Raw genomic sequence first — 26182 nt, forward strand, 5'->3', positions numbered from 1 at the left:
GTCCTCCAAACTTTTAAATGTACCGTAATAACCGGACACTGTAACGGCCTTTCTTTGTCTGTCGGGAAATCCCGTCATAGATAAAGCGTCCCTTGCCCCGGACGGAAATTATGTCTCCCTCCTTTGGCTCATAGCCGTTGGAAGAAACAAGCTTTCCGTTTACGAAAACCTGTCCGGCTTCAATAAATGCAACCATACTGCTGCGCGAAGAATTAAAGGCAAGTCCGATCAAAGTATCGAGCCTTACCGAGCTGCAGGTTCCGTTTAACTCCTCAAATCGAGGCTGGGGAAGCAGATCGGGGTCCGCAACCTTTTCTGCCAAAACTGTGGTGTGACGGACGCGGCACAGATTCTCCAAAAAGAAATCCGTCATTTTTCTGAGACAGAAAAGCCAGGCCGTATTTTCCTGTATGAGAATATCGCCGACCACGCTTCTGTCCACTCCAAGATTTAAAATGGCTCCCAGATAATCCCTGTGGGTCAGCTCCTCTGAAAACTTCAGCGCTTTGGGCTGGATTTTCAGACAGTCGATTGGATACTCCCAAGGAAACATAAGAGCATCAGGATGAAAAGCAACCATCTGACGCTCTGCATTTTTATAGCCGCCGTAAAACTCCGGAACCACTCCAAGCTCACGAAAATTCAGGCTATTTATCATATTCTGTTCATTTAAATCAAGAAAATCCGAAAAAGTAACAATGTCTCTCTGATAAGATATGTTAGCCAGCTCCCGGATTCTCTTTCGTAAAAAATCATCTTTTTCCATAGAAATTAATATCCGGCTCTGACGGAAGGAATCGAGCCTCCTAAAATATTCTGCAGATCACCGGTAATATCCACACTGGCAGGCCCAAGGACGAAAATATAGCTGGATATTTTCTGCAGGCTGCCATTTAGGGAATAGCATGCACCGGACGCAAAATCAATGATCCTCTGTGCCAGCTCCACATCAATGCCTTCAAGATTCAGGATCACAGTGGAATTGTCCAATAAGGTATCGGCAATTTCACGGGTATCTTCCATGGAAGCTGGTTTAATCACACAAACCTCCACATTGGATGTCTGACGGTCACGACGGCTGCTGCGCATCGGTGTGATTTTTGAGGATTGTGCAGTGCGTACCGGTTTTTCCGGCTGTTTCGCAGGGGCTTTTGCGGCTGCTGTTTTGGCTGCGGCCTTCGGTTCCTCATCGAAATCATCCAGGTCATCGAAATCATCATCGGATTTTTTGCGGCTGAATTTCTCGAAGAATTTTTTCTTTGGTTTCTCATCCAGATCATCATCCAGAAAATCTCCGTCTTCCTCGTCATCCTCAAAATCTTCGTCTAAAAATTCGTCACCCTCATAATCATCGTTTAACTTAATGGCATCTAAAAATTTATCTAAAACACCCATATTAATCTCCAATCCTAATGTGCTTATCCTAATGAATTATAATTTCTCTCACCGAAGATACCTGTTCCCACACGTACCATCGTAGCGCCCTCCTCAATAGCAACCTGATAGTCTCCGGTCATACCCATGCTAAGAACGCTCATAGTAGTATTATTAATGTTTTTGCCAGCAATGTCAACACTTAATTTTTTTAATTTCCGAAAAACCTCCCTGTTATCCTCTGCATTTTCCACGAAAGGCGCAATGGTCATAAGCCCCTTTACCTCGATATGGGAATAATCGCAAATCTGCATAAGAAGAGGAAGAACCTCCTCTGTTTTAAGGCCAAACTTGCTCTCCTCTTCTGCAACATTGACTTCCAGAAGGATAGGGACACGAACATTTTTTTTGGCTGCTTCCTGCTCAATAGTCTGTGCAAGACGCAAAGAATCGACAGAATGGATCATGGCAACCTTATCCACGATATATTTCACTTTATTTCTCTGCAGATGCCCGATCATATGCCACTGCACATCAGAGGGTAGACGATCATATTTATCCATGATCTCCTGAACCTTGTTTTCTCCAAAGATCCTGGCCCCGGCATCATAAGCTTCCATGAGCATTTCCACCGGTTTTGTCTTACTCACAGCCACCAAAGTGACATCGGAAGTATCTCTTCCTGCTGCTTTGCAGGCTTCCTCAATATTGCTCTGTACCTGCCGTAAATTAGCTGCTAACATGTATAAGCCTCCTTGCTTATCTGTAATTACTGATTTTAATATAATATATCCTGTTCTTTTACCTGACTGGCATCTTTTACAATGTGGTCATAGCGCGAAAGACCGTATGATGTGTCGCGGGATACAATGGCGTACTCTTCGTTCTGATCCAAAATCTCAATCCTGCGGAATACGGCATACCCCTGGTTAATACAGTAAACACCCTCAAGGCTGTCTGTTTCACCCACAATGTATTTTTCATTGGAGCTTTGGCTGATGATCGCATCGCCCTCCTTAAAAGAGCTTTTATCTACAAAATATATATATGAAGGATCTCCGTTTGCCTTTTGGACGGTTTTATCCTCCAGCTTTGCATAGATGGTAGCATTTACAAACGTATTGACCTTGTCGCCGTCCTTATTTGTGTCCACCTTCATAAAGCCAGTAATCTGACGCTCCTCATTGACCGTGGAATAACCAGAAGGAATGGTATAAAATTCCTTTGTCACAATAGAGCTGAGGGGGATCTTAAGACCGCTCACGGTGTTAGTGACAAGCTCTATATCCAGAAAACGGTCTGCCGCATAGCGGATCAGCCCTCTGTTGAAATCAATTTTCCCGTATTTTGAGCCGTCGATCTCCATAATGGAAAAATCGCCGCTCTGGGTCATGTCATCTTTCAGGAATTTTACACGGACTGCCGTGCGGTCGGCGAGCTTGGCAGCTTGCTTGTCGCTTAAAGGAATGATGAGGCTCCATCTCTCATCTGTGATAATGGTATAAACACTATCGCCGGTTTTGACCTGTCCATCCGTCTTCAGGTCTGTCTCATGGTAGGAATTCTGGTCAAAATCCTCTGCCGTGATGGAGTCCACGGTTTTTTCCTCGTATCCGTCACGGGAATAGAGAATGATGCCATCCTCAGACGTCCTGGAGATGTTTTGGTTTCCAAGAGTCACCACATTTGCCTGCACGGAATCACCGCTGGCTGTCATGACCCCTGCATACTGGAGAATGTTTCCCTCCAGCTGGTTTTTAAAGCTGTATGTATTATTAAATTTACTGGGGTTAAAGCCTTTGGAAAAGCTCAGCATATCACTGCGGATCTTTGACAGATCCTCTGCTCCGAGGTTTGTCTCCGCTTCCGGGATCTTTGTGGCGCTTAAGCCGTAAACAGCTCCGTTGGCGTTGATCTTGCTGCCTTCACGGGCATAGTAATTCACATAACCTGAGGATTCTGCCTTGCAGACAGTTTCTTCACGTATGGAGAGTCCTGTGTAAGTCTCGTTTCGCGACAAGGGCCCGGAGGTAACCTGGTAGGATTCAATATGGCTGGATGTGAGATATAAAATCGCACTGAATATCATATACAGAAAAAGAACGCTGAAAATCATGGTGCCGATATTCAGTCCTAAGACTTTTTTGATCTGAACCAGAAAACCGGCCATTTTGCCCGGTTCTTTTTTATTATTATCAGGCAAGTGAATGCCTCCTTCTTTTCTTGTTCTAATGAATACCGGGATATTGTACCATTTTTTGACTCCAAAGACAAGAAAAAGAGACAAGAAAAGGATGATGATTCTGTGAACGGCAAAAAGCGCGAACGTATTTTCCGAATATCTGTTTGCTTTTTTGGCTTAGATGTGGTATGATAAATAAAATATCTGTACTGAAAAGAAATAGAATTGATCAATTTGGAGGTATTCTCTTATGGCATATGGAAAAATCAGCAAGAAACAGCAGGAAATTCTGGAGTATATTAAAAGTGAGATCTTAAACCGCGGTTTTCCGCCTGCTGTACGTGAAATCTGTGAAGCAGTAGGTCTGAAATCAACCTCCTCCGTGCACGCTCATCTTGAAGCGCTGGAAAAAAACGGTTACATACGCAGAGACGCGACGAAGCCCCGGGCTATTGAGATCATTGATGATAACTTTAATCTGGTCCGCCGTGAGGTGGTGAACGTTCCACTTGTGGGTACTGTGGCGGCAGGACAGCCTATCCTTGCTATGGAAAATATAGAGGGATATTTTCCTATACCGGCAGAGTTTATGCCCAATGAACAGAGTTTCATGCTGAAGGTAAAGGGAGACAGTATGGTAAATGCAGGGATTTTTGACGGAGACCAGGTTCTGGTGAAGCAGCAGCCCACAGCTTCTAACGGAGATATTGTTGTGGCACTGGTGGATGATTCCGCTACGGTGAAAACATTTTACAAAGAAAACGGTTACTACCGCCTTCAGCCGGAAAATGACACCATGGACCCGATCATTGTAAATGGCAATTTACAGATTTTAGGAAAGGTATTCGGCGTATTTCGCTTCTATCAGTAAATAACAGCAGAAAAGGCAGCTTCTTTTACCGGAGCTGCCTTAAGCTTTTCAGTCGTTCAAAAATTCATGCATATCCAAAACAGTTCCATCTCTCCAGATTCTTTCCAGATCATAGAAAAGACGGTTTTCCTCATCAAAGACATGTACGATCATGTCGCCGTAATCCATGAGGATCCAGCTTGAATTTTTCGTTCCTTCGATCTGCTTTGCTTCAAATCCGGCTCTGCCAAGCTGCTCCTCCACATTGTCTACAATGGCCTGTACCTGGTTCTGGTTGCTGCCGCTTGCAATGACAAAATAGTCTGCGATCACAGAAACCTCATGGATATCAATTATTTTAATATCTTTTCCCAGTTTGTCATCAATTGCTTTGCAGGCAAGCTTTGCCATCTCTTTTTCTCTGCTCATAGGAACTCTCCTCTCCTGACGAATCGATTCACATTTCCCTGTGAATCGTAACGGTATGTTAGCTTCGTTTCATATGTAAATCCTTGTAATATAAAAATGCGTCCTTTGTGGTCATATCAATTTCCTCCGCATCATCCTCCTCCAGATAGGCAAGGGTGTCCTTCAGGATTTCGTACATACACTCATCCAGATCCTGAAAGGCGATCCTGCGGATCTTCGGGAGATTTGATGCCTTGTAACGCAAGGGCTCGATATAATCGGCAATATAGACAATTTTTTCCAGAAGGCTCATAGCCCGTTTTCCTGTGGTATGATAGGTAATAGCGGACAGAATCTCCTCATCTTTAATTCCGTATTTTTCACGGGCAATGTAAGCGCCAAGCTTAGCATGTAGCAAAAAAGGGTGATCCTTTTCAAATTCAGATACCGGGATTTTATGCTCATTACACATTTTCAGCTTTTTCTTATTAGGAATACATTTTGCGCTGTCATGGAGCAGGCCCGCCGCCTGAGCATCCTGGATATCATAACCGTGTGCCATAGCAAGACAGGCGCATGTATACATCACACCCATTGTATGCTGGTAGCGGTCGTCATCGAGATATTTTGACAGCTTTTTCTGCATTTTTACGAAATCATATTCTGCCATCAGTTGTGCTTCCTTTCCATTCCATATCAAGTACTCTCTCACTCTTCTCCGCCCAGATAAATGCCCTGCTCCTGCATGTAGGCAATTACTTTATCCGGCACATAATAGCGGAGGCTTTTATGCTGGACAGTCCATTCGCGCAAATGCTGACTGGAAACATCGATGTTCATGGTGTCCAAACGAATGAACCGTCCATTATATTTTCGGTTGAGAAGCTCCATTTCACGGTTTAGTTCATCCACCGGAGTATGGTTGCGCACAGCGACAACCAGGGTGCAGGCCTGACAGATCCTGAGAGGTTCTTTCCAGGTCTCAAAGGTGTACAGGGAGTCTGCTCCGATGATAAAATAATAATCCGTATCAGGATTTTGTTCTTTTAAATTCTCCAGGGTACGGTAGGTATAGGTATAGCCCTCTTCATTCATTTCAATGTCGGACAGTTCAAAGTGAGGATTGTCCTCAATCGCAAGACGGACCATTTCCATCCGCTGCTCATCGCTTGCGCGGCCCTTACGGTTCTTTTTGTGGGGCGGGTTCCCGGCAGGCATGAACCATACTTTATCAAGGCCAAGCTGTTCGTAGCTTTTTTCGCCCAGAATCAGATGCCCCATATGAATGGGGTCAAAGGTACCGCCCATGATACCGATTTTTTTTCTCTTATCACCCATACCAGACCTCCATGGAACGATTGTTGTAAAGCAAATTATTTAGGAAGAACGATTTTTTTCTTTTCGTTTTTTCCTTCGCGGTACAAAACGATCTTCTTTCCGATTACCTGTACCACCTGGGAACGGGTGCGCTCTGCAAGCACCTGTGCCATTTCTTTGGGGTCTTCCAGACAGTTTTGCAGCACACTTATTTTGATAAGCTCACGGGCTGCAAGTGCTTCCTCAACAGAGGCTGTATTCTCCGGGGTCAGTCCGTTTTTTCCAAGCTGAAGGATTGGATCCATCTGCATGGCAAGACCTTTCAAATATGCTCTTTGTTTACTTGTCATAATATTTCTCCTGTTTATGGTTCCCGAATCATCTCGGATTATTTATAATAGTCAAAATCAAATCCGTACATGCGGACCGTATCGCCTTCCTGGATGCCTGCTTTTTCCAGTTCTTCCAGAATACCGCCTTCCTTGAGAAAACGCTGGAAGAAGGCAAAGCCTTTTTCCGAATCCAGATTGGTATAGCCAAGCATTTTTTCGATACGCGGTCCCTCTACAATAAAGATGGAAGGATCTTCTTCATCCGGCGCTACGGTAAATGGAAGATTTTCTTTTAAGAGCACATCCTCCGGAAAGAACTCCTGCTCAAAAATAACCGTTTTCTGCGGGCAGGAATCCAGAAGCTCTTTTACATGGAAAAGCAGTTCACGCACGCCCTCTCCCGATACGGCAGAAATGGGGTAAACCCTGGTGCCCTGAGGCTCAAATTCGCTTTTCAGGCGGTCAATGGGGCTTTCCTCTCCATCTTCAAATATACAGTCGATCTTGTTCGCTGCAATCACCTGCGGTCTTGCCGCAATTTCCGGGTTGTATGCTTCCAGCTCTTTGTTGATCTTATAGATATCATCTACCGGATCACGGCCTTCTGTGGAAGCTGCATCCACGATATGGATAATAACTCTGGTCCGCTCAATGTGGCGCAGGAATTCATGACCCAGACCCACACCTTCTGATGCTCCCTCGATCAGCCCCGGAATATCGGCAATCACGAAACCGCCGTTGTCAGTATCCACCACCCCCAGATTCGGGCTTAAGGTTGTAAAATGATAGTTGGCAATTTTAGGCTGTGCATTTGTTACGCGTGAAAGGAAGGTGGATTTTCCAACATTGGGGAAGCCTACCAGTCCAACGTCCGCAATGACCTTAAGCTCGAGAAGCACCTCAAGCTCCTGTGCTGGCTGTCCGGGCTGGGCGTATTTCGGTACCTGCATGGTGGGGGTTGCGTAATGCTGGTTTCCCTTACCGCCCCGTCCGCCCTTTAATACGATCTGACGCTTATTTTCGCCTGACATATCGGCAATGACCTTGCGCGACTGGGCATCCATGATCACGGTGCCTTCCGGGACCTTCAGGATGATATCTTCTCCGTCAGCTCCGTGACAGCGGCGCTTGCCGCCTTCTTTGCCGTCTTCTGCCTTATATTTTCTTTTGTGACGATAGTCGCCGAGGGTGTTTTGCCCTTCATCGACCTCAAATATAACATCTCCGCCCTTACCGCCGTCGCCGCCGTCAGGTCCGCCGTTTGGAACATATAATTCCCGCCGGAAGCTTACATGGCCATCGCCGCCTTTTCCGGAGCGGATTGTGATCGTTGCTCTGTCTGCAAACATATTTTACCTCTGCATCTAAAATATGGCCCAAGGGCCTTTTATAAGAAAAGGCTCCAAACCCGTTATAGATTTGAAGCCTCCCACTCAACTAATTACTCTGCCTCTACTGGAACGATAGAAACCTGTTTTTTGTCACGGCCTTTTCTGGTATATCTTACAACACCATCGGTCAGTGCAAATAATGTATAGTCTCTGCCACATCCTACGTTTTCACCAGCATGGATTCTGGTTCCGCGCTGTCTGTAAAGAATGTTTCCAGCTTTTACAAACTGTCCGTCTGCTCTCTTCGCACCAAGTCTCTTAGATTCGGAATCACGACCGTTCTTTGTGGAGCCAACTCCCTTTTTATGTGCGAATAACTGAAGGTTCATTTTCATCATGTTGTTACACCTCCTTGACTCTTACTGTCAAATATCGATTGTTATAATTATGGGCAATTTCTGTTAATCCGAGAAGAAGGGAATCCATCAGAAGCTTTCCCTGATCCGTATTTTGGCTGCCGTGAAAGTGAATGGATACGAAACCATCCTTTTCTTCTGCCTGAAATTTCTCTTCAGTAAAGCTCTCGAGAGAATTTACTGTGGTGATGATCAGTGCAGAAACTGCAGCGCATACAATATCCTGTCCTGCTTCTGCATATCCGGCATGTCCCTTTGACACAAATTCCGTGTAGGAACCGTTTCTCTTCTTAACTGTAATTGTAATCATAATGACACCAGATTAACCGTTAATCTTTTCGATTTTAACTTTGGTGTACTGCTGTCTGTGACCGTTTTTCTTGTGATATCCAGTTTTTCTCTTGTACTTGTAAACGATGACTTTTTTAGCCTTTCCGTTTTCAACTACAGAAGCGGTAACACTGGCATCCTTTACGTCCTCGCCTACTTTTAATCCATCATTGCTTACTGCAATAACATTGTCAAAAGTAACGGTTTCACCAGCTTCAACACCGAGTTTCTCAACTCTGATCACGTCGCCTTCAGCAACTTTGTACTGTTTACCACCTGTTGCAATAATTGCGTACATCTGTGGCACCTCCTATAAACTTTACTCGCCAAATATGGTGGTCCGTAGACTCTTCAACCTCTTTGTGCGGCATACTCAATTATAATATCAGATGGAAAATGATTCGTCAATATTTTTCGGAAATTTTTTTGTATTTTCGTCAGAACATGGTTGAGCAACTGAAAAGGCAGACCGGAATTTCTCTCCGGCCCGCCCTTTTTATCTTATGTATTCAATGAAGAAAAGACAGAAATCATAGACAGATGCCGACTCATGCCATAGCCAGATGTTGTTTGATCTGCTTGATCGCACAGTCGTGCATATCCACTTTCAGGGAAATGGCCTCATAGTTTCGGCTCATTTTTTCTATATGGTTCATCTTCTCAATGATCATATGATGACCATCAGCAATTGTTTTTATGCGGTATTCCACATTCTGTTCAATAAACAGTCGGAGAGCTGTCATCGATTTTTCCAGCTCGGTAAGTCTCTGCTCCACTTTGCCCATGGAAAGCTGTAAGTCATAGATGCTGGCCTTCATATTTCTAATATCTTGTTTCATGACAGCCTGCTCTGCTTTAATATCAGCAATGTCCTGCTTCATGACAGCCTGCTCTGCCTTGATATCAGTAATATCCTGTTTCATTGTGCTGATCGTTTCTTCGATCCTGTCTAAACGTGAGTTTATCTTTTGTAATTCGCTTAAGATCAATTCAAGTATTATTTCCGTATTCACAATCTCCTCCTTTCTGAGTTCTTCATGCCCCGTGTGATAATTATAGCACGAATCGTTCTGAAAGTACATACGTAAAAACTTAAATTATTATAAAGCATTACACAGCTCACGCAGATCCTCAATGACAGGGCGGCGTACTTTTTTTCTGGTCATTTCCAGAATATTTAATGGGGTAATATCTACCGCCCTGCACCGGACAGGGTCTTTCCGCAGAAGCTTCTGAAGCACATGAAAAAGCTCATCCTGATGGTCCGGATTTTCCATATTGATAAAATCGATGAGAATAATACCGGAAAGATTGCGTAAACGAAGCTGTCTGACAATTTCGCGGGCGGCTTCCAGATTAATCTTCCGGTAGGTTTCCTCTGCCTTTTTCCTGCCCATGAATTTTCCGCTGTTCACGTCAATGGATACAAAGGCTTCCGTCTGCTGAATGACCAGAAAGCCTCCGCTGTCCAGCCAGACCTTTTCCTTCTCAATGGTCTCAATCGCTTTTTCCAAACTATAGAGCTTATGCAAAGGAAGAAGCTTATCCTGATACATGCGGAGCTTATCCTTTTCGTCTGCACTGTTTTCCGAAAGGTATTGGGCGATCCGGTCGTAAACACCAGGAACATCTGTAACAATCTCACTCAGTTCTCTGCTGTTAGCATCTCTGGCTGCAGAGATATAAAAAGTCTCTGTTTCATAAAGACGGCTGAAACAGGTACGGCTTTTTCCATCCACAGCGACCTTCTGGTATTGTTTTTTCAAATAGGAAAGCTCACGGAGGATTTCTTCTTTTTCCGCATCCGCAGCATTTGTCCTTACAATGATCCCATACTCTTTATCCGGGCACAGTATCTCGTCTTCCAGCCACTTTGAAAGCCTGCTCCGATCCTCACTGCAAAGCTTGTTGGAAAGGCCAAACTTTTTATCGCCTGTTGTAAGTACCAGGTATTTGCCGGTAAAATTCAGATTGGAGGTAAGCGCCGGCAGCTTTCCCTTCATGGCATCCCGGTTTATTTGTACCAAAATCTCATCGCCAGGCTTCAGGGGACGATTTTCCTTTCGGGCAGAAGCATAAATACAATACTTTTCCTCAGCCAAAGGAAAATAGCATCTTTCTCCAGGAGAAATCTGGACAAAGGCAGCACCGATATTGGAAGAAATATTCTCTACCTGCCCGACATAAATATTGCCAAGAACAGATTTTTTCCCCATAGGCTCCAGCCGTATTTCCATAATGCGCCCTTCCTCTTCTGCTGCACAGATCAAACAGGGTACACCTTTGATATTCATTTCCGTAATGATTAACTTATTCAACTTCTTCTCCCAGGGCTTCCAGAGTCACAAATTTATGATTTTCATCTTTTCCTTTGTCGGCATACACCTCAAGCCTCTCGATCATGCAGGCAAAAGGCTTTGGCTCCTCTCCCAGCCACTGGATAAAAGCATTCATTACCGTTTCCGGTTTTGTATAATTTGCACTGGCTGAGGCGAGCATCATAAAAATTTTGTCCCCTTGAATCCCCATTTTATAAACATAGGGCCGGATATCAACCATTTTCTCCCCGTTTTTTGTAACCTTTGAAACTAGAATCTCTTTCTGGCTTAAAAATTCCGGGATTTTTTTCTTCCAGTCAGCTTCCGGTTCTTTGCCTTCCCGAAACTCAATATAATAATCAGCAGCAGCAACAAGGGACATCGCCTTTCCCGCTTTTCCATCCTCTACCTGGCGGGCAGCGAGCACCCGGAAGCCTTCTGCCATTGTGTCATTTAATCTTCTCACAATTTCATTCGTCGGAACAGTTTCTGTCAATTCCATATCAAAGTATTCGCCCTGACTCGTAATCCCTACTCCGAGAGGAGCCGCAAAGGACATGATCATATGAGGACTGTAGCCTCCGGAAAAAGCGATAGGCAGCTCTGCCCGGCGGACTGCTTTCTGGAAATAGCGCATGGTATCCAGATGTCCTATGAATTTTGTATGACCTGTCTTGCTGAATTTAATTCTTACCTTCATAGCACACGCCTCCTCCGTATTGTTTTACCCCGCAGCCGGAACATCTCTGACGGCAGTTCGGAGTTACCGTTTCTTCTTTTGCATGTTTCCATTCCCGCTGCAGGAATTCCTTGCTTACTCCGGCATCAATGAAATCCCAGGGAAGGATTTCATCCGTGTCACGTTCCCGAAGAGTATAAAAATCCAGGTCCGTATTGGTCTCACAAAACGCCTCCTGCCAGATTTCATAAGAAAAGCTTTCGGACCAGGCATCATAAAGTGCGCCTTTTTCATAAGCCTTTTGGATGACTGCAGCACACCTTCTGTCACCGCGGGCAAGAAAGCCCTCCAAAATGGTCACGTCCGGCTCATGCCAATTATACTTGATAGCGCGCTGGTTTAACTGGGCACGGATTTCTTCTTTTACTACCTTTGCCTTGCCGATAAAGTCCTGTTCGGAATACATGCCAGCCCACTGGAAAGGTGTAAACGGTTTAGGTACAAAGAAGGAGGTGCTCACTACAATCTGCACCTTGCCATGGCGCTTCTCCTTTGGTACCGTGTCGTAATACTCTTCTGCAATCCGTTCTGCAAGATGAGCAATTCCCTTCATATCCTCTTCTGTTTCAGTTGGGAGTCCCAGCATAAAGTACAGCTTTACGCGGTTCCAGCCACCCCAAAATGCTTCTCTTGCACCGTGGAGAATGTTTTCCTCTGTAAGTCCCTTATTGATAACATCCCGCAGTCTCTGTGAACCAGCTTCCGGCGCAAAGGTCAGGCTGCTTTTTTTTACATCCTGAACCTTGCTCATGACATCCAGCGCAAAGGCATCAATGCGCAGGGACGGAAGGGAAATATTGACTCCTGCACTTTTGAATTCATCAATAAGATAGGTCACCAGCTCTTCTAAAGAGGAATAGTCACTGGAGCTTAAGGAGCTTAAGGAGATTTCCTCATGTCCTGTGTTTTTCAACATTTCTTTTGCGGAAGCTTTTAACGCTTCCACATCCCGCTCTCTGGTTGGACGGTAGATCATTCCCGCCTGACAGAAACGGCAGCCACGGATACAGCCTCTCTGGATTTCCAGAGTCACACGGTCCTGGGTTGCCTTGATGAAAGGCACAACAGGCTTTTCAATGGGCACATAGCCCTGATCCATGTTGATGATAAGCTGTTTTTCTACTTTTTCCGGCACGCCCTCACGGTTTGGTCCAAAGGAGGCAATGGTTCCGTCCTGATGATAGGTCACATCATAAAATGCCGGAACATAAATGCCTGGAATCTGTGCAGCAAGCATCAGGAAATCACCTTTTGTTCCGCCAGCCTTTTTATTGGCTTTGTAAACATCGAAAAGCTTATCATAGACAGCTTCCCCTTCTCCGATGTAAAACAGATCAAAAAAGTCAGCCAGAGGCTCCGGATTATAGGCGCAGGCACCGCCGCCCACTACAATGGGACAGTCCTCGCCCCTGTCCTTTGCAAGGAGAGGCATATGGGACAAGTCAAGCGTTTGCAGAACATTGGTATAGCACATCTCATAACCAAGGGTAATACAAAGGAAGTCAAAGTCCTTTATGGGATGCTGGGACTCCAGGGCAAAGAGAGGGATATTTTTCTCCCGCATTACCTTGTCTAAATCCAGCCAGGGGGAATACACTCGCTCACACCAGACATCCTCACGCTGGTTAAACATATTGTAAAGCAGCATCATGCCCAGATTGGACATACCAATCTCGTAAACATCCGGGAAACAGAATGCCACACGGATAGCTACTTTGGGATCCACATTTCCTCTTTCGTCCATTTTCATTACAGAATTGACCTCGCCTCCGATATACCGGGCCGATTTATCAACCTGCAGCAATATTTCATCATCTAAAGCTAATTTTCTCATTATATATTTTCCTTCTGATATCAATTTGTCTCATTAATGAACTTTAACATAAATCAGTTATTTCATCAACATAAAAAAAGAACCTCGCAGTGAGATTCTTTTTTTATCCTCTGTACTAGTCGAGATATTCCAGCAGATCACGGTAATCGCTCTTCAGTGCATGGTCCGTAGTAGAGTTCTTTTTACGGAGTTTTACTGCTGCTGTCGATTTTGCAATGGGCTGAACCGTTCCGGCACCTGCCACGCAGCCGCCCGGACAAGCCATACCTTCCAGAAGATATCCGTTGTATTTGCCGGATTTTGCCATGGTCAGAAGCTTTTTACAGTTTGCCAGTCCCTCTGCACTTTCTACCTTGACCTCCCGGTCAGGATATAACTCTTTGATACAATTTACTACAGCATCAGCTACGCCGCCGCTTACTGCAAATCCGCGTCCGTCACCGCTTGCCCCATGCATAGGAGGCTGTTCCTCCAGCTTTGAAAAGTCAACCTCTTTTGCCTCAAACATTCCCATAACTTCTTCGAAGGTCAATACAAAGTCAATATCGCTGCGTATGGATTTTCTTCCTGCCTCCAGCTTTTTCGCTGCACATGGGCCGATGAATGCCACTTTACATCCGGGATGCTGTTTTTTGATCATTCGCCCTGTCAATACCATTGGAGTCAATGCCATTGAAATACACTCTTTATACTCCGGGAATAACTTCTTTGCCATCATGGACCATGCCGGACAGCAGGAGGTTGCCATAAATGGCAGCTTTTCCGGTACTTCCTGGACAAAATCCTTAGCCTCTTCGATCGTGCAGAGATCCGCTCCTATTGCAACCTCTACCACATCCTCGAAGCCTAATGCCTGAAATGCGGAACGTATTTTTCCGGGCGACATTTTCGGTCCGAACTGTCCCTCCACAGCAGGTGCAATTGCCGCATAGACAGGAACATCGCTCTTGATTGCCTGAATGGTCTGGAAAATCTGGGCTTTATCGGCAATGGCGCCGAAAGGACAATTTGCAAGACACATACCGCAGGATACGCATTTTTCCTGGTCAATATCAGCACGTCCGTATTCATCCGAAGCGATCGCATTCATACCGCAGGCCTTGGCACATGGACGTTCCAGCTTTATGATAGCGCCGTATGCGCAAGCATTGATGCATTTTCCGCATTTTATACATTTATCCTGATCAATTACGGATTTTCCGTTTTTAAAAGAAATTGCTTTTTTGGGGCATACCTCCTTGCAGGGATGTGCCAGACAGCCCTGGCATGCGTTTGTCACCATTACTTCATTATCCGGGCATTTATGACAAGCAAATTTAATGATATTTACCAAAGGGGGCTGATAATATTTCTCCGGTTTTACGCATTCATGGGCTCCCTCCGATACAGGCGCATGTTCGGAAGCTGAACGTAACGGAAGTCCCATAGCAAGGCGCATTCTTTCCTTTACAATGGCTCTCTCCAGAAAAACACTCTCACGATAAGTAGAAACTTCCCCTGGAATAATACGGTAGGGAATCTGCTCCATTTGTGACAGGTCACCATCCTTATATTCATAGGACAATCGTGCTACTTCTTCAAAAACCATTTTTCTGATGTCATTAACCGAAGTGTAAACTCCTCTCATTTCTTGTCTCTCCTTTATTGTGAATATCAAAATATAAAGCTAAAATGAAAAGGCAGCTATAGCTTACTCTACTATAACTGCCTTCTAAGGGTCATAGCGTTGACCTGCTCAAGCACATCAGCAGCATACTATAAATCCTGTAAATATTTTAACAAGTCTTCTTTTTCTTCATCGGTCAATTTCTTTTTTTCTGCAAAAGCGCTGACCAGTTTTAAGACGGAATCATCTTCCGGTATTTCCTGTGTGCTCTCAGATGTTTCCGGAACATCCAAATACTCAGACCGGATACAGCTTATGCAGAGAAACGCCGGAATCACAACAGACAGAGCTGCAGCACAGATCAAATATTTGCCCAATAGCGCTGCATCCTCCGGTGCCCCGGTAACCATCATATAGAACAAACACAGTCCTGTTACAACACCCATTCCGATATACAATGCAATCCTTAATACTTTGAATGTTTTTTTTCTCATATGCCTGCCTTTTGTGCTGGGTCTATCTGTGACATTTTTACTGTCTATATTTTAGCATTTAAATGATGGCGATGCAAGATAATATATACAAAACCCCCGGCAAATCCGATAAAACAGTTTTGCCAGGGGCTGTTTACAATCCTTACTCTGCTTCTACGATCGTATCTGAGTAAAAAGTAAGAGTATAATCCAGTTCACGCGGGGTTCCAAGTGCCACAGTATCTGCCATAACAGGCATCTTATAATCAAATCCGGTTACCGGAATGACAAAGGTGGAATGTTCTCCATTTCCATCCCATTCGTATTTTTCCTCTTTGATCTTCATGTAATCGTAATTCGAGTTTCCCCATACGATTGTCGCTTCTGCCTGCCCATCCTTTATGGTAAGCGGTGCCGGACTCTCAATCTTCGTGTGACCGGAGCCGCCCCCGATCTCTACGTCAACCAGATATTCTCCATCCTCCAGCCCCAAATCCTCAAGGGTTGTCATCTGGACATTTTTCTGAACGCCATCAGGAAGACTGGATGCTTTGAAAATCAGAGTACGGTCATACCATTTCTGCTTTCTCTTACTGAAAGCTGCACAGTTGATCACCTGATCAAGAGCTTCCACAGGAACTTCGTAGGTCTGTTTTCCCTGATCGTTTTCCACGAACGTAATGAACTCATCCTCCGAAGCGCCAGCAGCTTCCTGACCAGTACCCATATATAATTTCAGGTAACCCTGCCCTCCCATAGTAAGGACAGCGCTCATTTTTCCATCCTTAACAGTAAGCTGGCAGTCGTCAATCGGGAACATCGAAGAACTGCATTCCACTTCTATAGAATACGTTCCTTCCTCCACATCCTTTGCCGTTACCGCACTCAGCCCCTCATCGGAAAGCTCATTCTGCGGCCCCAGCTCAGAAGATGATGCCACACTCTCTTCCGCTGCAGACTCTTCTGCCGCTGTGTTTTCTGCCTCTGCAAAGCAGGTAATGGGTGCCATGGAAGCAGAAAGCATCAATATCAATGCTGTTACCTGTAATTTTTTCATGAATTTCTACTCTTTTCTTTTATTATTTTGAAGTCTGGAATTATTACTCAGCGCTTACCTGATCGATAGCTGCCTGTGCATGCTCTACCAGAAGATTCTGAATTGCTTCATTCTCGCCAAGTCCGCGAAGCAGGCACTCTACTTCATATCCGGCATCTTCGAAGGTCTTCTTCCAAGCGCCTTCCTCGTCACCAGCCATATCATTGTTTGCGTGGTCACCAGCTACAATCATCAGAGGCTCAAGAATAACCTTCTTATAATCGCCGGCCTGAACCAGTTCCAGAACATCCTCAAGAGATGGCTCTGCCTCTACAGTGCCGACAAAGTAATTGTCATATCCGTCCTCTGTCAGTTTATCCTGCATTTTAGAATAAACAGCATTTGATTCTGCCTCTGTACCATGGCCCATGAAGATGATAGCAGTCTCGCCGTCATCATAATCAGCAGTCCACTCTGTAATTGCTTTTTCAACTGCAGCAAAGTCTTCGTCAGAAGTCAGCAGCGGCTCGCCAAGTACAACATTCTCAAAAGCGTCTGTATATTCAGCAAGTTCGTTTGCAACATCATTGTACTCAAGGCCATTCATCAGATGAGTAGGCTGTACGACCAGAGTCTTAACTCCGTTATCAACAGCTCTTTCCAAAGCCTGTCCGAAGTTATCAATTACCTCGCCATCGCGGCTCTGTACATGGTCAATGATGATCTGAGCTGTGAAACCTCTTCTTACGGAGTAATCCGGGAAAGCTTTTTCCATTGCATCTTCAATTGCACCGATCGTTGCAACACGGTTATCATTGAAGCTGGTACCAAAGCTTACTACTAACAGTTCGTTCTCACCGATCTCATCCTGGTTTCTGGGATTGTCTTTGGAAGCATCACCGGTTTCGTAGTTTTCTTCATCCTCGGCTTCCTCTGCCTCTTCGCCTTCTTCTGCTTCAACACCTTCTTCTGTAGCCTCAGCTTCCTCAGCAAATGTGCTTACGGAACCCATCATAGTGATCGTGGACACTGCGAGTGCCATAACAAGTGCTTTTACAGTTTTGTTTTTCATTTCTTCCTCCTGTTCTAGAATCGGCTTGGATTCTCCCTGATGTTGATATATTTTCATTTTAGTACATCAGCTTATGTAAGCGGTACAGGAAAAACGGGCATCAAAACAATGATCTGTAAATAAAAAATCCTTCTACATGGGTAAAAGGATTTGACTTCAATCATGAATATACAAAATGTAAGTATATCATCAAAACGGTACAACCAATTACTCGTGATTCGGAACCCGAAGCTCCAGTACCAACAGATAGGCAGGTTTCCTGGCTTATAAATCATCATGCAGGGCTATCTTCCCAGTTTCCCAGTGACTGCAGCGGCTAAACTGCCCGGCCCAACACTCCTTAATTACAGTGACGAGATCGTACAGGATTCTCACCTGTTTCCCTTTTACAAAAACGGATCATTCCGTTTTCTCACCTTCTGTATCTTATGAAATTGTAGTTAGTATAGCACATATAAAAACAATTGGCAATAATTCTTACACGGATTTTACAGAAACTTTTCTGCTCCCTTTTGCTGCTTCTATCAGCATATTTCCCATCCTCAAAATATAAAAATGCCGCCCTTATACAGGAACAGCATTTTTATATTTTCTATATTAGATTCTCCATACTTTTCAGACTGATAGCGAGGGTTGAAGTGTTATGAAGAAGGGCTGACGCAGTTGGCTGGATAACGCCGAAAACACCTAGAAGGATCAGGCCGGTATTGATTCCTACGATCATCCTGTAATTTCCCTGGATCCTTCTCATCAGGCCGTTACTGATCTTTTTCAGTGCAACTACCTGATACAGATTATCTCCGCTCACCGTAATATCTGCAATTTCACGGGCAATTTCTGCACCGTCGCTGATGGCGATTCCCACATCTGCAGCTGAGAGTGCCGGCGAATCATTTACTCCATCGCCGATCATGATCACTTTTTTTCCGGCAGCTTTTTCTTTTTCGATAAACCCTGCTTTATCTTCCGGAAGTACCTCCGAATAATATTCATCCACTCCCACCATACGGGCAATCTCGCAGGCTGTCCGCTCACTGTCGCCAGTCATCATGACCACCTTGCTGATCCCGGAATCCTTCAGGGAACGGATTACTTCTGCTGCCTCTTGCCTCAGCGGATCCTCGATACAGATAACAGCCGCCAGCTCATTTTCAATCGCAAGGTATAAATGGGAACAGCCTGATGGAAGCATCTCAAATTTATGCTGCATTCCGGCTGGTATCGTACATGCCTCATCCTCAAAAACAAAATGATGGCTTCCGATAATGACCTTCTTTCCTTCAATCTTGGAAGAAATCCCATGTGCTACCAGATATTCCACTTTGGAGTGCATCTCATCATGTCCAAGACGCTTTGCTTTCGCAGCATCCACCACTGCTTTTGCCATGGAATGCGGAAAATGCTCTTCCAGGCAGGCAGCGATCCGAAGTAGCTCATCGGGAGCTTCCCCATTAAATGAAATGACATCTACAACCGTTGGACACGCTTTTGTCAAAGTTCCTGTTTTATCAAATACAATGGTATCCGCCTCTGCCACTGCCTCCAGATATTTACCGCCTTTTACCGTCAGGCCGTAAACACTTGCCTCGCGGATAGCTGACAAAACGGAAACCGGCATGGCAAGCTTTAGTGCACAGGAAAAATCAACCATTAAAACAGAGATTGCCTTTGTAGCATTGCGCGTCAGAAGCCAGGTAAGAGCTGTTCCTGCAAAGGTATATGGCACAAGCCTGTCCGCAAGATGCTCCGCCTTACTTTCCAGAGAAGATTTCAGCTTTTCTGACTCCTCGATCATGGAAACGATCTTGTCATACCGTCCTGAGCCGCCTACTTCTCTTACACAGACCGTCAGCTCCCCTTCTTCCACCACTGTTCCTGCATAAACATAGCCGTTGGTATATTTATGTACCGGAAGGGACTCACCGGTAAGAGATGCCTGATTGACCATAGCATCTCCGTCCGTCACAACTCCGTCAAACGGAATTACATTTCCCATATGGATCACTACCTGATCCTCCGCCTGGATCTCAGAAGCAGGTACCAGAATCTCCTGCCCATTCTGCAGCATCCAGACTTTCCCTACATTCAGGGACATGCTTCTGGCAAGATCATCTACAGACTTTTTATGTGTCCATTCTTCCAGGATTTCTCCGATTCCAAGTAAAAACATGACGGAGCTTGCTGTATTAAAATCCTGCCGGATCAGAGAAACTCCGATCGCTGTTGCATCCAGCACCGGTACTTCCAGCTTTCCGGAAGCCAGGGTCTTTAAGCCCCTGTATATATATTTGATCGATTTTATCACAGTAATCCCGGCTCTTACCGGATAAGGAAGAAAGATCCTGCTTCCTGCCTTCAGGACAACGCTGTGAACCAGTTTTTCTTTATAATGATCATTTAGCTGTCTGGAGGAGTTATCCAGGCAGGCTTCCGGTACTTCTACTGTGTCATAGCAAAAACGCCGGAGCAGAAGGATCAACGAACTCCTTTCACCTTCATAGCAAATTGAAACATCCTGTGTCTGCTCACGAACCTTTACAGACGTTATGCCAGACTGCATACTGAGGTAGTATTGAAGCATGTCGGCTTCTTGAAAGGTCATTCTGTCCTGCAGAACATGAATCCGCATACGTCCTTTACCCTCATGCTTAATGACGAATCTCATGCTTCAGTCGCTTCCTCACCTTCAGAATCTCTCACAGTTTCATTTTCTTCTTCACAGAAATCCTCAAATACCTCTGCTTTTGCGGCTCTCTCCTCATTCATCTGTCTTGCATCCTCATAAATGTCTTCCGCATTCTCCTGAAGTGTAGTAGCTGTCTTCATCACACAATCTCTGGCACGAAGAACGGCTGCCGTACAATGCGTATAAAGCTTCTTAGCATCTGCACTAGTTAAAATTTTAATTCCGGCGGTGCCAAACAGCACACCTGCTGCAAAAAGTCCTGATTTCTTAAAGTTAAAGTCTGTCATAAATGTGTCCTCCTCTGTCTCTTATTTATGCTCGTATCCGGTATAGATCGTTAAGATAAAGCAGATTACTGTAGCCCATGCCCAGAATTTATGTTTCTTCATGTTCAATACCTCCTTGCATTCTTCTACAATGGTTACCACCTTATTGTAACTGCATTTTAGGCATTTTCCAGTCCTTTTGTGCTTAATGAGAAATTTTATCCATTTTGTCAGTATTCGATTGCATAAAAATACGGCGGATATCTGATATGTCAGGTATCCGCCATTTTGATCAAACTATTTTTTGTATGTACTTGTACAGATCTGCTGTGTTTCCAGAAGCCCGCCTGATTCGTCATAGATGCTTCGGAAGGTTTTGCAGCTATTCTCATCAATCTGTTCCGTGGACAGCTTTACGGTATTTTCGTTAGTCTTTGTTCCATATATTTTTACATTGACTGCGCCGTTATAATAGCTGGCAGTAATTTTTATGGGATATCCGGTGTTATTCTGGAATCGGAAATCCTGACCGCCGTAAACCACGGCAGCATCCAAACCATCGTCTACATAATCCACTCTTCCGGAATGATTATGGCGTTCCAGAATATCCAGATCCGCATAAAGGCTTGCCACAAACAGCGTTGTGGTAATCTGGCAGATACCGCCGCCGATTCCCTTTTCATGCTCTCCGTTTACGATCACAGTAGCAACCTGATAGCCTCTCTCTGCTGTTCTGGGACCCAGAGCTTCATTGTAGGAAAAAACACCTCCGGGCTGAATCTCCACCCCATTGATCCCTGCTACAGCAAGCTCCAGATTTGTGATCCGCTCCGGAGTTCCGCCGCCGTAAGTGGTATAGCTTCCCAGAAGGTCCAGATAAGGCAGGGCTTCAATATCCTCAGTGGCAATTTCAGGCTGTGTCAGAGTCAGCTCTATGGTGACCGTTTCCCCTTCCTTTGCTGCCTTATACTTCTTTTTGGCAGTCTTACGATCAAAGGAAACTCCTGTTACAGAAGGCGTAATTTCCAGTGTTTTTTCATCAAGAGAGGCATCTGCCGCCTCCTTATAAACCTCCTCGTAACAGGCATCAAAGTCCAACGCTTCCGGTGAGGCATCCACAGTTGGACAATCAATCGACCCTTCAAATTCCTCGGAAGCAATATGCTCCAAAATAATCTTTTTCAGTTCTTCCATATCCGGGGCATTGCCGCTTTTTCCTTTTGTGATGACCAGAGAGGTGTCTGTGACACGCCAGGAGGATTCCACAACCGTCCCGCCTTTTTCAATACCTGAGTCAGAAAGAACAGAATCCAGATTTTTCGTATATGCGGCAAAAGGCATCAGGCTGATTTCCTGTCTGTCCTGCCCGGAATTCATAAAATGGATGCGGTCCGTTCCCCGTTTATACCAGGGACCGTGACCAAGGGAATATGCAGATTCCACAATTTGCTCCGCATCCAGGTCAAGAAGCGGAAAAATAGACACCTGGTAAGTTTCTTCATTTAGCCGGACTGTCATACAGGAATCTTTATATTTGGCTTCGAAATCATCTCTCAGTGCATCTACAGCTTCCTGTTTTTTCATGCCCTGAAGGGAAATGCCGTTTACTGTGATATTTTTCCATATGACATCATCGGAAAGCAAATGGCACCACAGGCTGTATGCACCTGCCAGAAACAGGATTACGATGGCAGCCTTGATCAGGCTGTTTCTCATTTGTCTATTCATACACTATAACCTTTTATCTTCTCGCAAGCTCTCTGGTAATGTCTTCCCAGGTGACGCCCTTTTCCACCATGAGGACCATGGCGTGATACAGGAAATCGGAAATCTCATATTTGATTTCTTCCTTGTCAGGGTTTTTGGCCGCAATGACGATCTCTGTGCACTCCTCTCCCACCTTTTTCAGAATCTTATCGATTCCCTTATCAAAGAGATAATTGGTGTAGGAGCCTTCCTTTGGATGCTCTTTTCTGTCCGCGATCACATCATATACATCCTGAAAAACATGAAGGGGATTGGTGTCATTGTACTCCTTCTTGATTAGCGGCTTAAAGAAGCAGCTTCTGTTTCCGGTATGGCACGCAGCCCCGATCTGGTCAACCTTTGCCAGAATGGTATCATTGTCACAGTCAAGGGTCAGGGATTTTACATACTGAAGATGACCGGAAGTCAGCCCTTTTGTCCAAAGCTCGCTGCGGCTTCTGCTCCAGTAAGTCATTTTTCCGCTTTTTAAGGTAGTGTTGAAGGCTTCTTCATTCATATATGCCATCATCAACACCTGGTCTGTTTTATAATCCTGCACCACCACTGGAATCAGTCCATCGCTGTTCAGCTTAAAGTCAGACCAGGAGATCGCACTCTCAAAGGTATTGACAGGAATATTCAGCGCCTTACACTCTTCCTTAAAGGCCAGAAGATCTGTCCTGGTGCTGCTGACATAGGCACCGCTTAAACCGCCTACTGAATCGCTGGAGAGAAGTTCCAGAAGATTTTCTTTTCTGCTGTCATCTGTGTGGAGCACAACCGGTATCGCGGAAATCTGCGCAATAGAATCCTGAACCGTATCCAGAGCGAGAACGCCTGCGGCATAAGTTTCGATCATGTGCTTATTGGAAGTGAATTCTTCTAAGGCGGAAATGCTCACCATCATTTTTTCTTTACCAAAACGTTTGGAAACCTCTTCCAGAAGATCAATGTTGCTCTGCTTGGAAAAATTCAGAACTGTTTTGGCGCAACCGGCGTAGATCAGCTTTTTTACATCCTCCATGCGCTTAATGTTTCCGGCTGCCACCACCGGAATTTCAGAAGCATCACAGATATCCTTGATCCTGCTGATCGCCTTTTCGTGCTCAGCATCACCGGAAGAAAAGTCGAATACCAGAAGCTCATCTGCTCCGTTGTCGCTGTAAAATCCGGCAAGGGCTTCCACGTCCCCGTCACCGAAAAGATTTCTCTGTCCAAATCCTGTCACAGCCTTTTCTGACTGGAGGTAAAGACAGGGTATCATCAATTTGTTATTCATATCAATTGGTTCTCCTTATTATAAGCTGCCCTTGGTGGAAAGTACATCCGTGATCCTGGGATCAGAAGAAACTGCCATATCCAAAGCCTTTGCAAAACTTTTGAACATGGCTTCTGCCATGTGATGGTTATTTCCAGGGGTCAGCACCTTGATATGCAGGTTCATTCCTGCTGTGTAGGAAATGGCATAGAAAAACTCTTTTACCATCTCTGATGCCATATCTCCGATCTTGTCCGATGTAAACTGAGCATCCCAGGAAAAATAAGGTCGTCCGCACAGATCCACAGCGCAGAGCACCAGGCATTCATCCATGGGAAGGATGCAGCTTCCATAGCGGCGGATCCCCTTTTTGTCCCCAAGTGCCTCTTTGATAGCGGTTCCCAGAACAATACCCGTATCCTCTATGGTGTGGTGATCATCCACATGGAGGTCACCGTGGACACGTACACACAGGTCGAATAAGCCATGGCGTGTAAATCCGTCAAGCATATGGTCAAAAAAACCTACGCCTGTTTCAATATCAGAATATCCGGTACCGTCCAGGGTCAGCTTCAGCTTAATTTCTGTTTCTTTTGTATTTCTCTCAACAGATGCTTCTCTAGCCATATTGCCTCCTCTTATTTTTCTTCGTCCTCAAAACGGACAGCAATGGAATTTGCATGTGCAGTCAACTGCTCAGAGGCGGCAAACTGGATGATGTCCTTATGGATGTCCTTCAGTGCCTGCTGAGAATAGTAGACAATGCTTGATTTCTTTACAAAATCATCAACTGAAAGGGCAGAGAAAAACTTTGCCGTTCCGTTTGTTGGCAGTACATGGTTTGGTCCCGCAAAATAGTCCCCAAGAGGCTCAGAGCTGTATTCTCCGATAAAGATAGCTCCTGCATTTTTTATTTTCATCATGACCTCAAACGGATTTTTTGTCACGATTTCCAGGTGCTCGGAGGCAATCTCATTGGCAGCCTCTACCGCCTGATCCATATTTTCCGCGATCAGGATATAGCCAAAATTTTCCAGGGACTTCTCAATGATCTCTCTTCTGGAAAGAACCTTCAAAAAGCCCTGAATCTCTCTTTCTACGTTTTCTGCCAGCTCTTTGCTGGTGGTGATCAAAATAGCAGATGCCAGCTCGTCATGCTCTGCCTGAGAAAGAAGATCAGCGGCCACATAACGTGGATTTGCCGTCTCATCTGCCAGAACCAGGATCTCACTTGGTCCGGCGATGGAATCAATACTCACATGTCCGTAAACTGCCTTCTTTGCAAGAGCAACAAAAATATTACCCGGTCCTACGATTTTGTCTGCCTTTTTGATGCTTTCTGTGCCGTATGCCAAAGCGCCGATGGCCTGTGCGCCGCCCACCTTGTAAATCTCGTCAGCTCCTGCTTCTTTTGCAGCCACAAGGGTAGAAGGATTTACCTTTCCATCCTTACCAGGCGGTGTGGTCATCACAATGTGGGGTACGCCTGCTACTTTGGCAGGAACAATGTTCATAAGGACAGAGGAAGGGTAAACGGCCTTGCCGCCGGGAACATATACACCTACACGATCTAAAGGTGTCACCTTCTGACCAAGCATGGTTCCCGCCTCTGTGCTGGTAAACCAACTGTTCTGTCTCTGCTTTTCATGGTAGCTTCTGATATTTACAAGAGCTTTCCGGATGACATCGATCAGGGAAGCATCCACTTTTTTGTAGGCTTCCTGAATCTCCTCTTCTGTCACACGGATTGTTTCCCTGGTAACCTCTACCTTATCAAATTCCTTCGTATATGCAAAAAGAGCTTCATCCCCTTCTGCCTTTACCCTTGCCAGAATGTCTGCAACAGCAGCCTCAAATTTACCGTAATTATTAGGGCTGCGTTTCAGCAGATTTTCCAGAAGGTCCCTGGTTGTTTCTTCTGTCAGTGTCACTGTACGCATCTTGTTATCGTCCTTCCTGCTTTTCGATAGTCTATAATACTTCCCGTAAATCTTCAATAAGTTTTCGGATTCTTTCATCTTCCATTTTCATGCTGACCTGGTTTACTACCATGCGGGCGGAAAGGGGGCATACCTCCTCCAGTACCTTCAGGCCGTTTTCTCTTAAAGTGCTTCCTGTCTCCACAATGTCCACGATCACCTCGGAAAGACCCACTATAGGCGCAAGCTCAATGGAACCGTTCAGTTTTATGATCTCAACAGTCTGGTGCTTTTTATTATAGAAGTAATCCTTTGCAATATTGGGATACTTAGTCGCCACCCGGATAAGCTGATTGGACTGAAGCACCGACCTTGCGCTTTCCGGTCCGCAGACGCACATGCGGCAGGCACCAAAGCCCAAGTCCATAACCTCATAAAGCTTCCTGCCCTCTTCCAGGAGGGTATCCTTTCCCACCACACCGATGTCTGCTGCACCGTACTCTACGTAGGTAGGCACATCAGGACCTTTTGCGAGGAAAAATTTAAGCTTCAGCTCTTCATTTACAAAAATCAGTTTTCGGGAATCCTTGTCACGCATCTCCTCACAGGTGATGCCGATCTTTTCCAGGATATCAAGTGTTTTATTTGCCAGTCTACCCTTTGTCAGGGCAAATGTCAGGTATCTCATG

At 45.1% G+C, this 26182-nt stretch carries 28 protein-coding genes, 1 pseudogene and 1 riboswitch; of the genes and pseudogenes, 1 reads left to right on the forward strand and 28 read right to left on the reverse strand.

The annotated features are described in order from the left end of the window. Window positions 1-13 precede the first annotated feature (13 nt). Genes ACESZH_RS12695 through ACESZH_RS12710 form a run of 4 tightly spaced genes read right to left on the reverse strand, consistent with a single transcriptional unit; the run spans window position 14 to window position 3577 of the window. Window positions 14-766, reverse strand: coding sequence for an RNA-binding protein (locus tag ACESZH_RS12695; RefSeq protein WP_373216935.1), 753 nt, complete (start codon window positions 764-766; stop codon window positions 14-16). Window positions 767-771: 5 nt separating this feature from the next. After that, on the reverse strand, window positions 772-1395 hold the full coding sequence (locus tag ACESZH_RS12700; RefSeq protein ID WP_373216934.1) for a cell division protein SepF: 624 nt from the start codon (window positions 1393-1395) through the stop codon (window positions 772-774). A 23-nt stretch (window positions 1396-1418) separates the two neighbouring features. Further along, window positions 1419-2117 carry a YggS family pyridoxal phosphate-dependent enzyme gene (locus ACESZH_RS12705; protein WP_373216932.1) on the reverse strand — a complete coding sequence of 233 codons (699 nt, stop codon included), beginning with the start codon at window positions 2115-2117 and terminating at the stop codon, window positions 1419-1421. Between the two features lie 35 nt (window positions 2118-2152). Next, window positions 2153-3577 carry an HlyD family efflux transporter periplasmic adaptor subunit gene (locus ACESZH_RS12710; RefSeq protein ID WP_373216931.1) on the reverse strand — a complete coding sequence of 475 codons (1425 nt, stop codon included), beginning with the start codon at window positions 3575-3577 and terminating at the stop codon, window positions 2153-2155. Between the two features lie 229 nt (window positions 3578-3806). Between ACESZH_RS12710 and lexA the strand changes: the two genes are divergently transcribed. Beyond that, window positions 3807-4427 carry a transcriptional repressor LexA gene (gene lexA, locus ACESZH_RS12715; RefSeq protein ID WP_373216929.1) on the forward strand — a complete coding sequence of 207 codons (621 nt, stop codon included), beginning with the start codon at window positions 3807-3809 and terminating at the stop codon, window positions 4425-4427. 48 nt (window positions 4428-4475) lie between these two features. On the opposite strand, the gene rsfS is transcribed toward lexA, so the two are convergent. The 24 genes and pseudogenes from rsfS to hisG form a co-directional block, all read right to left on the reverse strand. Next, window positions 4476-4835: a ribosome silencing factor gene (gene rsfS, locus ACESZH_RS12720; protein ID WP_373216927.1), complete on the reverse strand. Its 360-nt coding sequence runs from the start codon at window positions 4833-4835 to the stop codon at window positions 4476-4478. Between the two features lie 58 nt (window positions 4836-4893). After that, window positions 4894-5484 carry a bis(5'-nucleosyl)-tetraphosphatase (symmetrical) YqeK gene (gene yqeK, locus ACESZH_RS12725; protein ID WP_373216924.1) on the reverse strand — a complete coding sequence of 197 codons (591 nt, stop codon included), beginning with the start codon at window positions 5482-5484 and terminating at the stop codon, window positions 4894-4896. Between the two features lie 38 nt (window positions 5485-5522). Further along, the gene (gene nadD, locus ACESZH_RS12730) at window positions 5523-6152 is read right to left on the reverse strand and encodes a nicotinate-nucleotide adenylyltransferase (protein ID WP_373216923.1); all 630 of its coding nucleotides are present in this window, start codon (window positions 6150-6152) and stop codon (window positions 5523-5525) included. Window positions 6153-6187: 35 nt separating this feature from the next. Further along, window positions 6188-6481 (reverse strand): ribosome assembly RNA-binding protein YhbY, encoded by a 294-nt coding sequence (gene yhbY, locus ACESZH_RS12735; protein WP_373216921.1) that lies wholly within the window; start codon window positions 6479-6481, stop codon window positions 6188-6190. Window positions 6482-6519: 38 nt separating this feature from the next. Next, the gene (obgE, locus tag ACESZH_RS12740) at window positions 6520-7812 is read right to left on the reverse strand and encodes a GTPase ObgE (protein ID WP_373216919.1); all 1293 of its coding nucleotides are present in this window, start codon (window positions 7810-7812) and stop codon (window positions 6520-6522) included. Window positions 7813-7904: 92 nt separating this feature from the next. Beyond that, window positions 7905-8192 (reverse strand): 50S ribosomal protein L27, encoded by a 288-nt coding sequence (rpmA, locus tag ACESZH_RS12745; RefSeq protein ID WP_373216918.1) that lies wholly within the window; start codon window positions 8190-8192, stop codon window positions 7905-7907. 4 nt (window positions 8193-8196) lie between these two features. Beyond that, the gene (locus ACESZH_RS12750) at window positions 8197-8520 is read right to left on the reverse strand and encodes a ribosomal-processing cysteine protease Prp (protein WP_373216916.1); all 324 of its coding nucleotides are present in this window, start codon (window positions 8518-8520) and stop codon (window positions 8197-8199) included. Window positions 8521-8532: 12 nt separating this feature from the next. Continuing rightward, window positions 8533-8838 (reverse strand): 50S ribosomal protein L21, encoded by a 306-nt coding sequence (gene rplU / locus ACESZH_RS12755; protein ID WP_373216914.1) that lies wholly within the window; start codon window positions 8836-8838, stop codon window positions 8533-8535. Between the two features lie 250 nt (window positions 8839-9088). Further along, on the reverse strand, window positions 9089-9553 hold the full coding sequence (locus ACESZH_RS12760; RefSeq protein ID WP_373216912.1) for a hypothetical protein: 465 nt from the start codon (window positions 9551-9553) through the stop codon (window positions 9089-9091). Window positions 9554-9640: 87 nt separating this feature from the next. Further along, a complete protein-coding gene (locus tag ACESZH_RS12765; RefSeq protein WP_373216911.1) occupies window positions 9641-10858 on the reverse strand; it encodes a ribonuclease E/G in 1218 nt (405 codons plus the stop codon). Then, complete coding sequence (locus tag ACESZH_RS12770; RefSeq protein WP_373216910.1) at window positions 10851-11558, reverse strand: TIGR03936 family radical SAM-associated protein; 708 nt, start codon at window positions 11556-11558, stop codon at window positions 10851-10853. Before ACESZH_RS12770 ends, ACESZH_RS12765 begins: the two co-directional genes overlap by 8 nt. Continuing rightward, the gene (locus ACESZH_RS12775) at window positions 11542-13431 is read right to left on the reverse strand and encodes a TIGR03960 family B12-binding radical SAM protein (protein ID WP_373216909.1); all 1890 of its coding nucleotides are present in this window, start codon (window positions 13429-13431) and stop codon (window positions 11542-11544) included. Before ACESZH_RS12775 ends, ACESZH_RS12770 begins: the two co-directional genes overlap by 17 nt. A 115-nt stretch (window positions 13432-13546) precedes the next feature. After that, window positions 13547-15058: a 4Fe-4S dicluster domain-containing protein gene (locus ACESZH_RS12780; RefSeq protein ID WP_373216907.1), complete on the reverse strand. Its 1512-nt coding sequence runs from the start codon at window positions 15056-15058 to the stop codon at window positions 13547-13549. A gap of 128 nt (window positions 15059-15186) precedes the next feature. Continuing rightward, window positions 15187-15531 carry a hypothetical protein gene (locus ACESZH_RS12785; protein ID WP_373216906.1) on the reverse strand — a complete coding sequence of 115 codons (345 nt, stop codon included), beginning with the start codon at window positions 15529-15531 and terminating at the stop codon, window positions 15187-15189. A 142-nt stretch (window positions 15532-15673) separates the two neighbouring features. Next, window positions 15674-16567, reverse strand: a complete 894-nt coding sequence (locus ACESZH_RS12790) for a hypothetical protein (RefSeq protein WP_373216905.1) — start codon at window positions 16565-16567, stop codon at window positions 15674-15676. A gap of 43 nt (window positions 16568-16610) precedes the next feature. Then, entirely contained in the window at window positions 16611-17618 is a 1008-nt protein-coding gene (locus ACESZH_RS12795; RefSeq protein WP_373216903.1) for a sirohydrochlorin cobaltochelatase, read from the reverse strand. Window positions 17619-17849: 231 nt separating this feature from the next. Next, window positions 17850-18053: riboswitch (cobalamin riboswitch) on the reverse strand. Window positions 18054-18210: 157 nt separating this feature from the next. Then, a complete protein-coding gene (locus ACESZH_RS12800; protein ID WP_373216902.1) occupies window positions 18211-20283 on the reverse strand; it encodes a heavy metal translocating P-type ATPase in 2073 nt (690 codons plus the stop codon). Continuing rightward, window positions 20280-20591 (reverse strand): DUF6110 family protein, encoded by a 312-nt coding sequence (locus tag ACESZH_RS12805; RefSeq protein ID WP_373216901.1) that lies wholly within the window; start codon window positions 20589-20591, stop codon window positions 20280-20282. Before ACESZH_RS12805 ends, ACESZH_RS12800 begins: the two co-directional genes overlap by 4 nt. A 276-nt stretch (window positions 20592-20867) precedes the next feature. Beyond that, on the reverse strand, window positions 20868-22298 hold the full coding sequence (locus tag ACESZH_RS12810) for a VanW family protein (RefSeq protein WP_373216899.1): 1431 nt from the start codon (window positions 22296-22298) through the stop codon (window positions 20868-20870). Between the two features lie 13 nt (window positions 22299-22311). Next, window positions 22312-22926: a bifunctional phosphoribosyl-AMP cyclohydrolase/phosphoribosyl-ATP diphosphatase HisIE gene (gene hisIE, locus ACESZH_RS12815; protein WP_373216961.1), complete on the reverse strand. Its 615-nt coding sequence runs from the start codon at window positions 22924-22926 to the stop codon at window positions 22312-22314. Window positions 22927-23250: 324 nt separating this feature from the next. Continuing rightward, window positions 23251-23595: pseudogene (locus ACESZH_RS12820) on the reverse strand (HisA/HisF-related TIM barrel protein); the annotation flags it as partial. Window positions 23596-23613: 18 nt separating this feature from the next. Beyond that, the gene (gene hisB / locus ACESZH_RS12825) at window positions 23614-24201 is read right to left on the reverse strand and encodes an imidazoleglycerol-phosphate dehydratase HisB (RefSeq protein ID WP_373216898.1); all 588 of its coding nucleotides are present in this window, start codon (window positions 24199-24201) and stop codon (window positions 23614-23616) included. 11 nt (window positions 24202-24212) lie between these two features. After that, window positions 24213-25514: a histidinol dehydrogenase gene (hisD, locus tag ACESZH_RS12830; protein WP_373216897.1), complete on the reverse strand. Its 1302-nt coding sequence runs from the start codon at window positions 25512-25514 to the stop codon at window positions 24213-24215. Window positions 25515-25545: 31 nt separating this feature from the next. Further along, window positions 25546-26181: an ATP phosphoribosyltransferase gene (gene hisG / locus ACESZH_RS12835; RefSeq protein ID WP_373216896.1), complete on the reverse strand. Its 636-nt coding sequence runs from the start codon at window positions 26179-26181 to the stop codon at window positions 25546-25548. Between the last annotated feature and the right edge of the window lies 1 nt (window position 26182).

Origin of the sequence: Ruminococcus sp. 5_1_39BFAA (assembly GCF_964240875.1) — a bacterium.
In the GTDB taxonomy this organism is placed as follows: Bacteria; Bacillota; Clostridia; order Lachnospirales; family Lachnospiraceae; genus Blautia_A.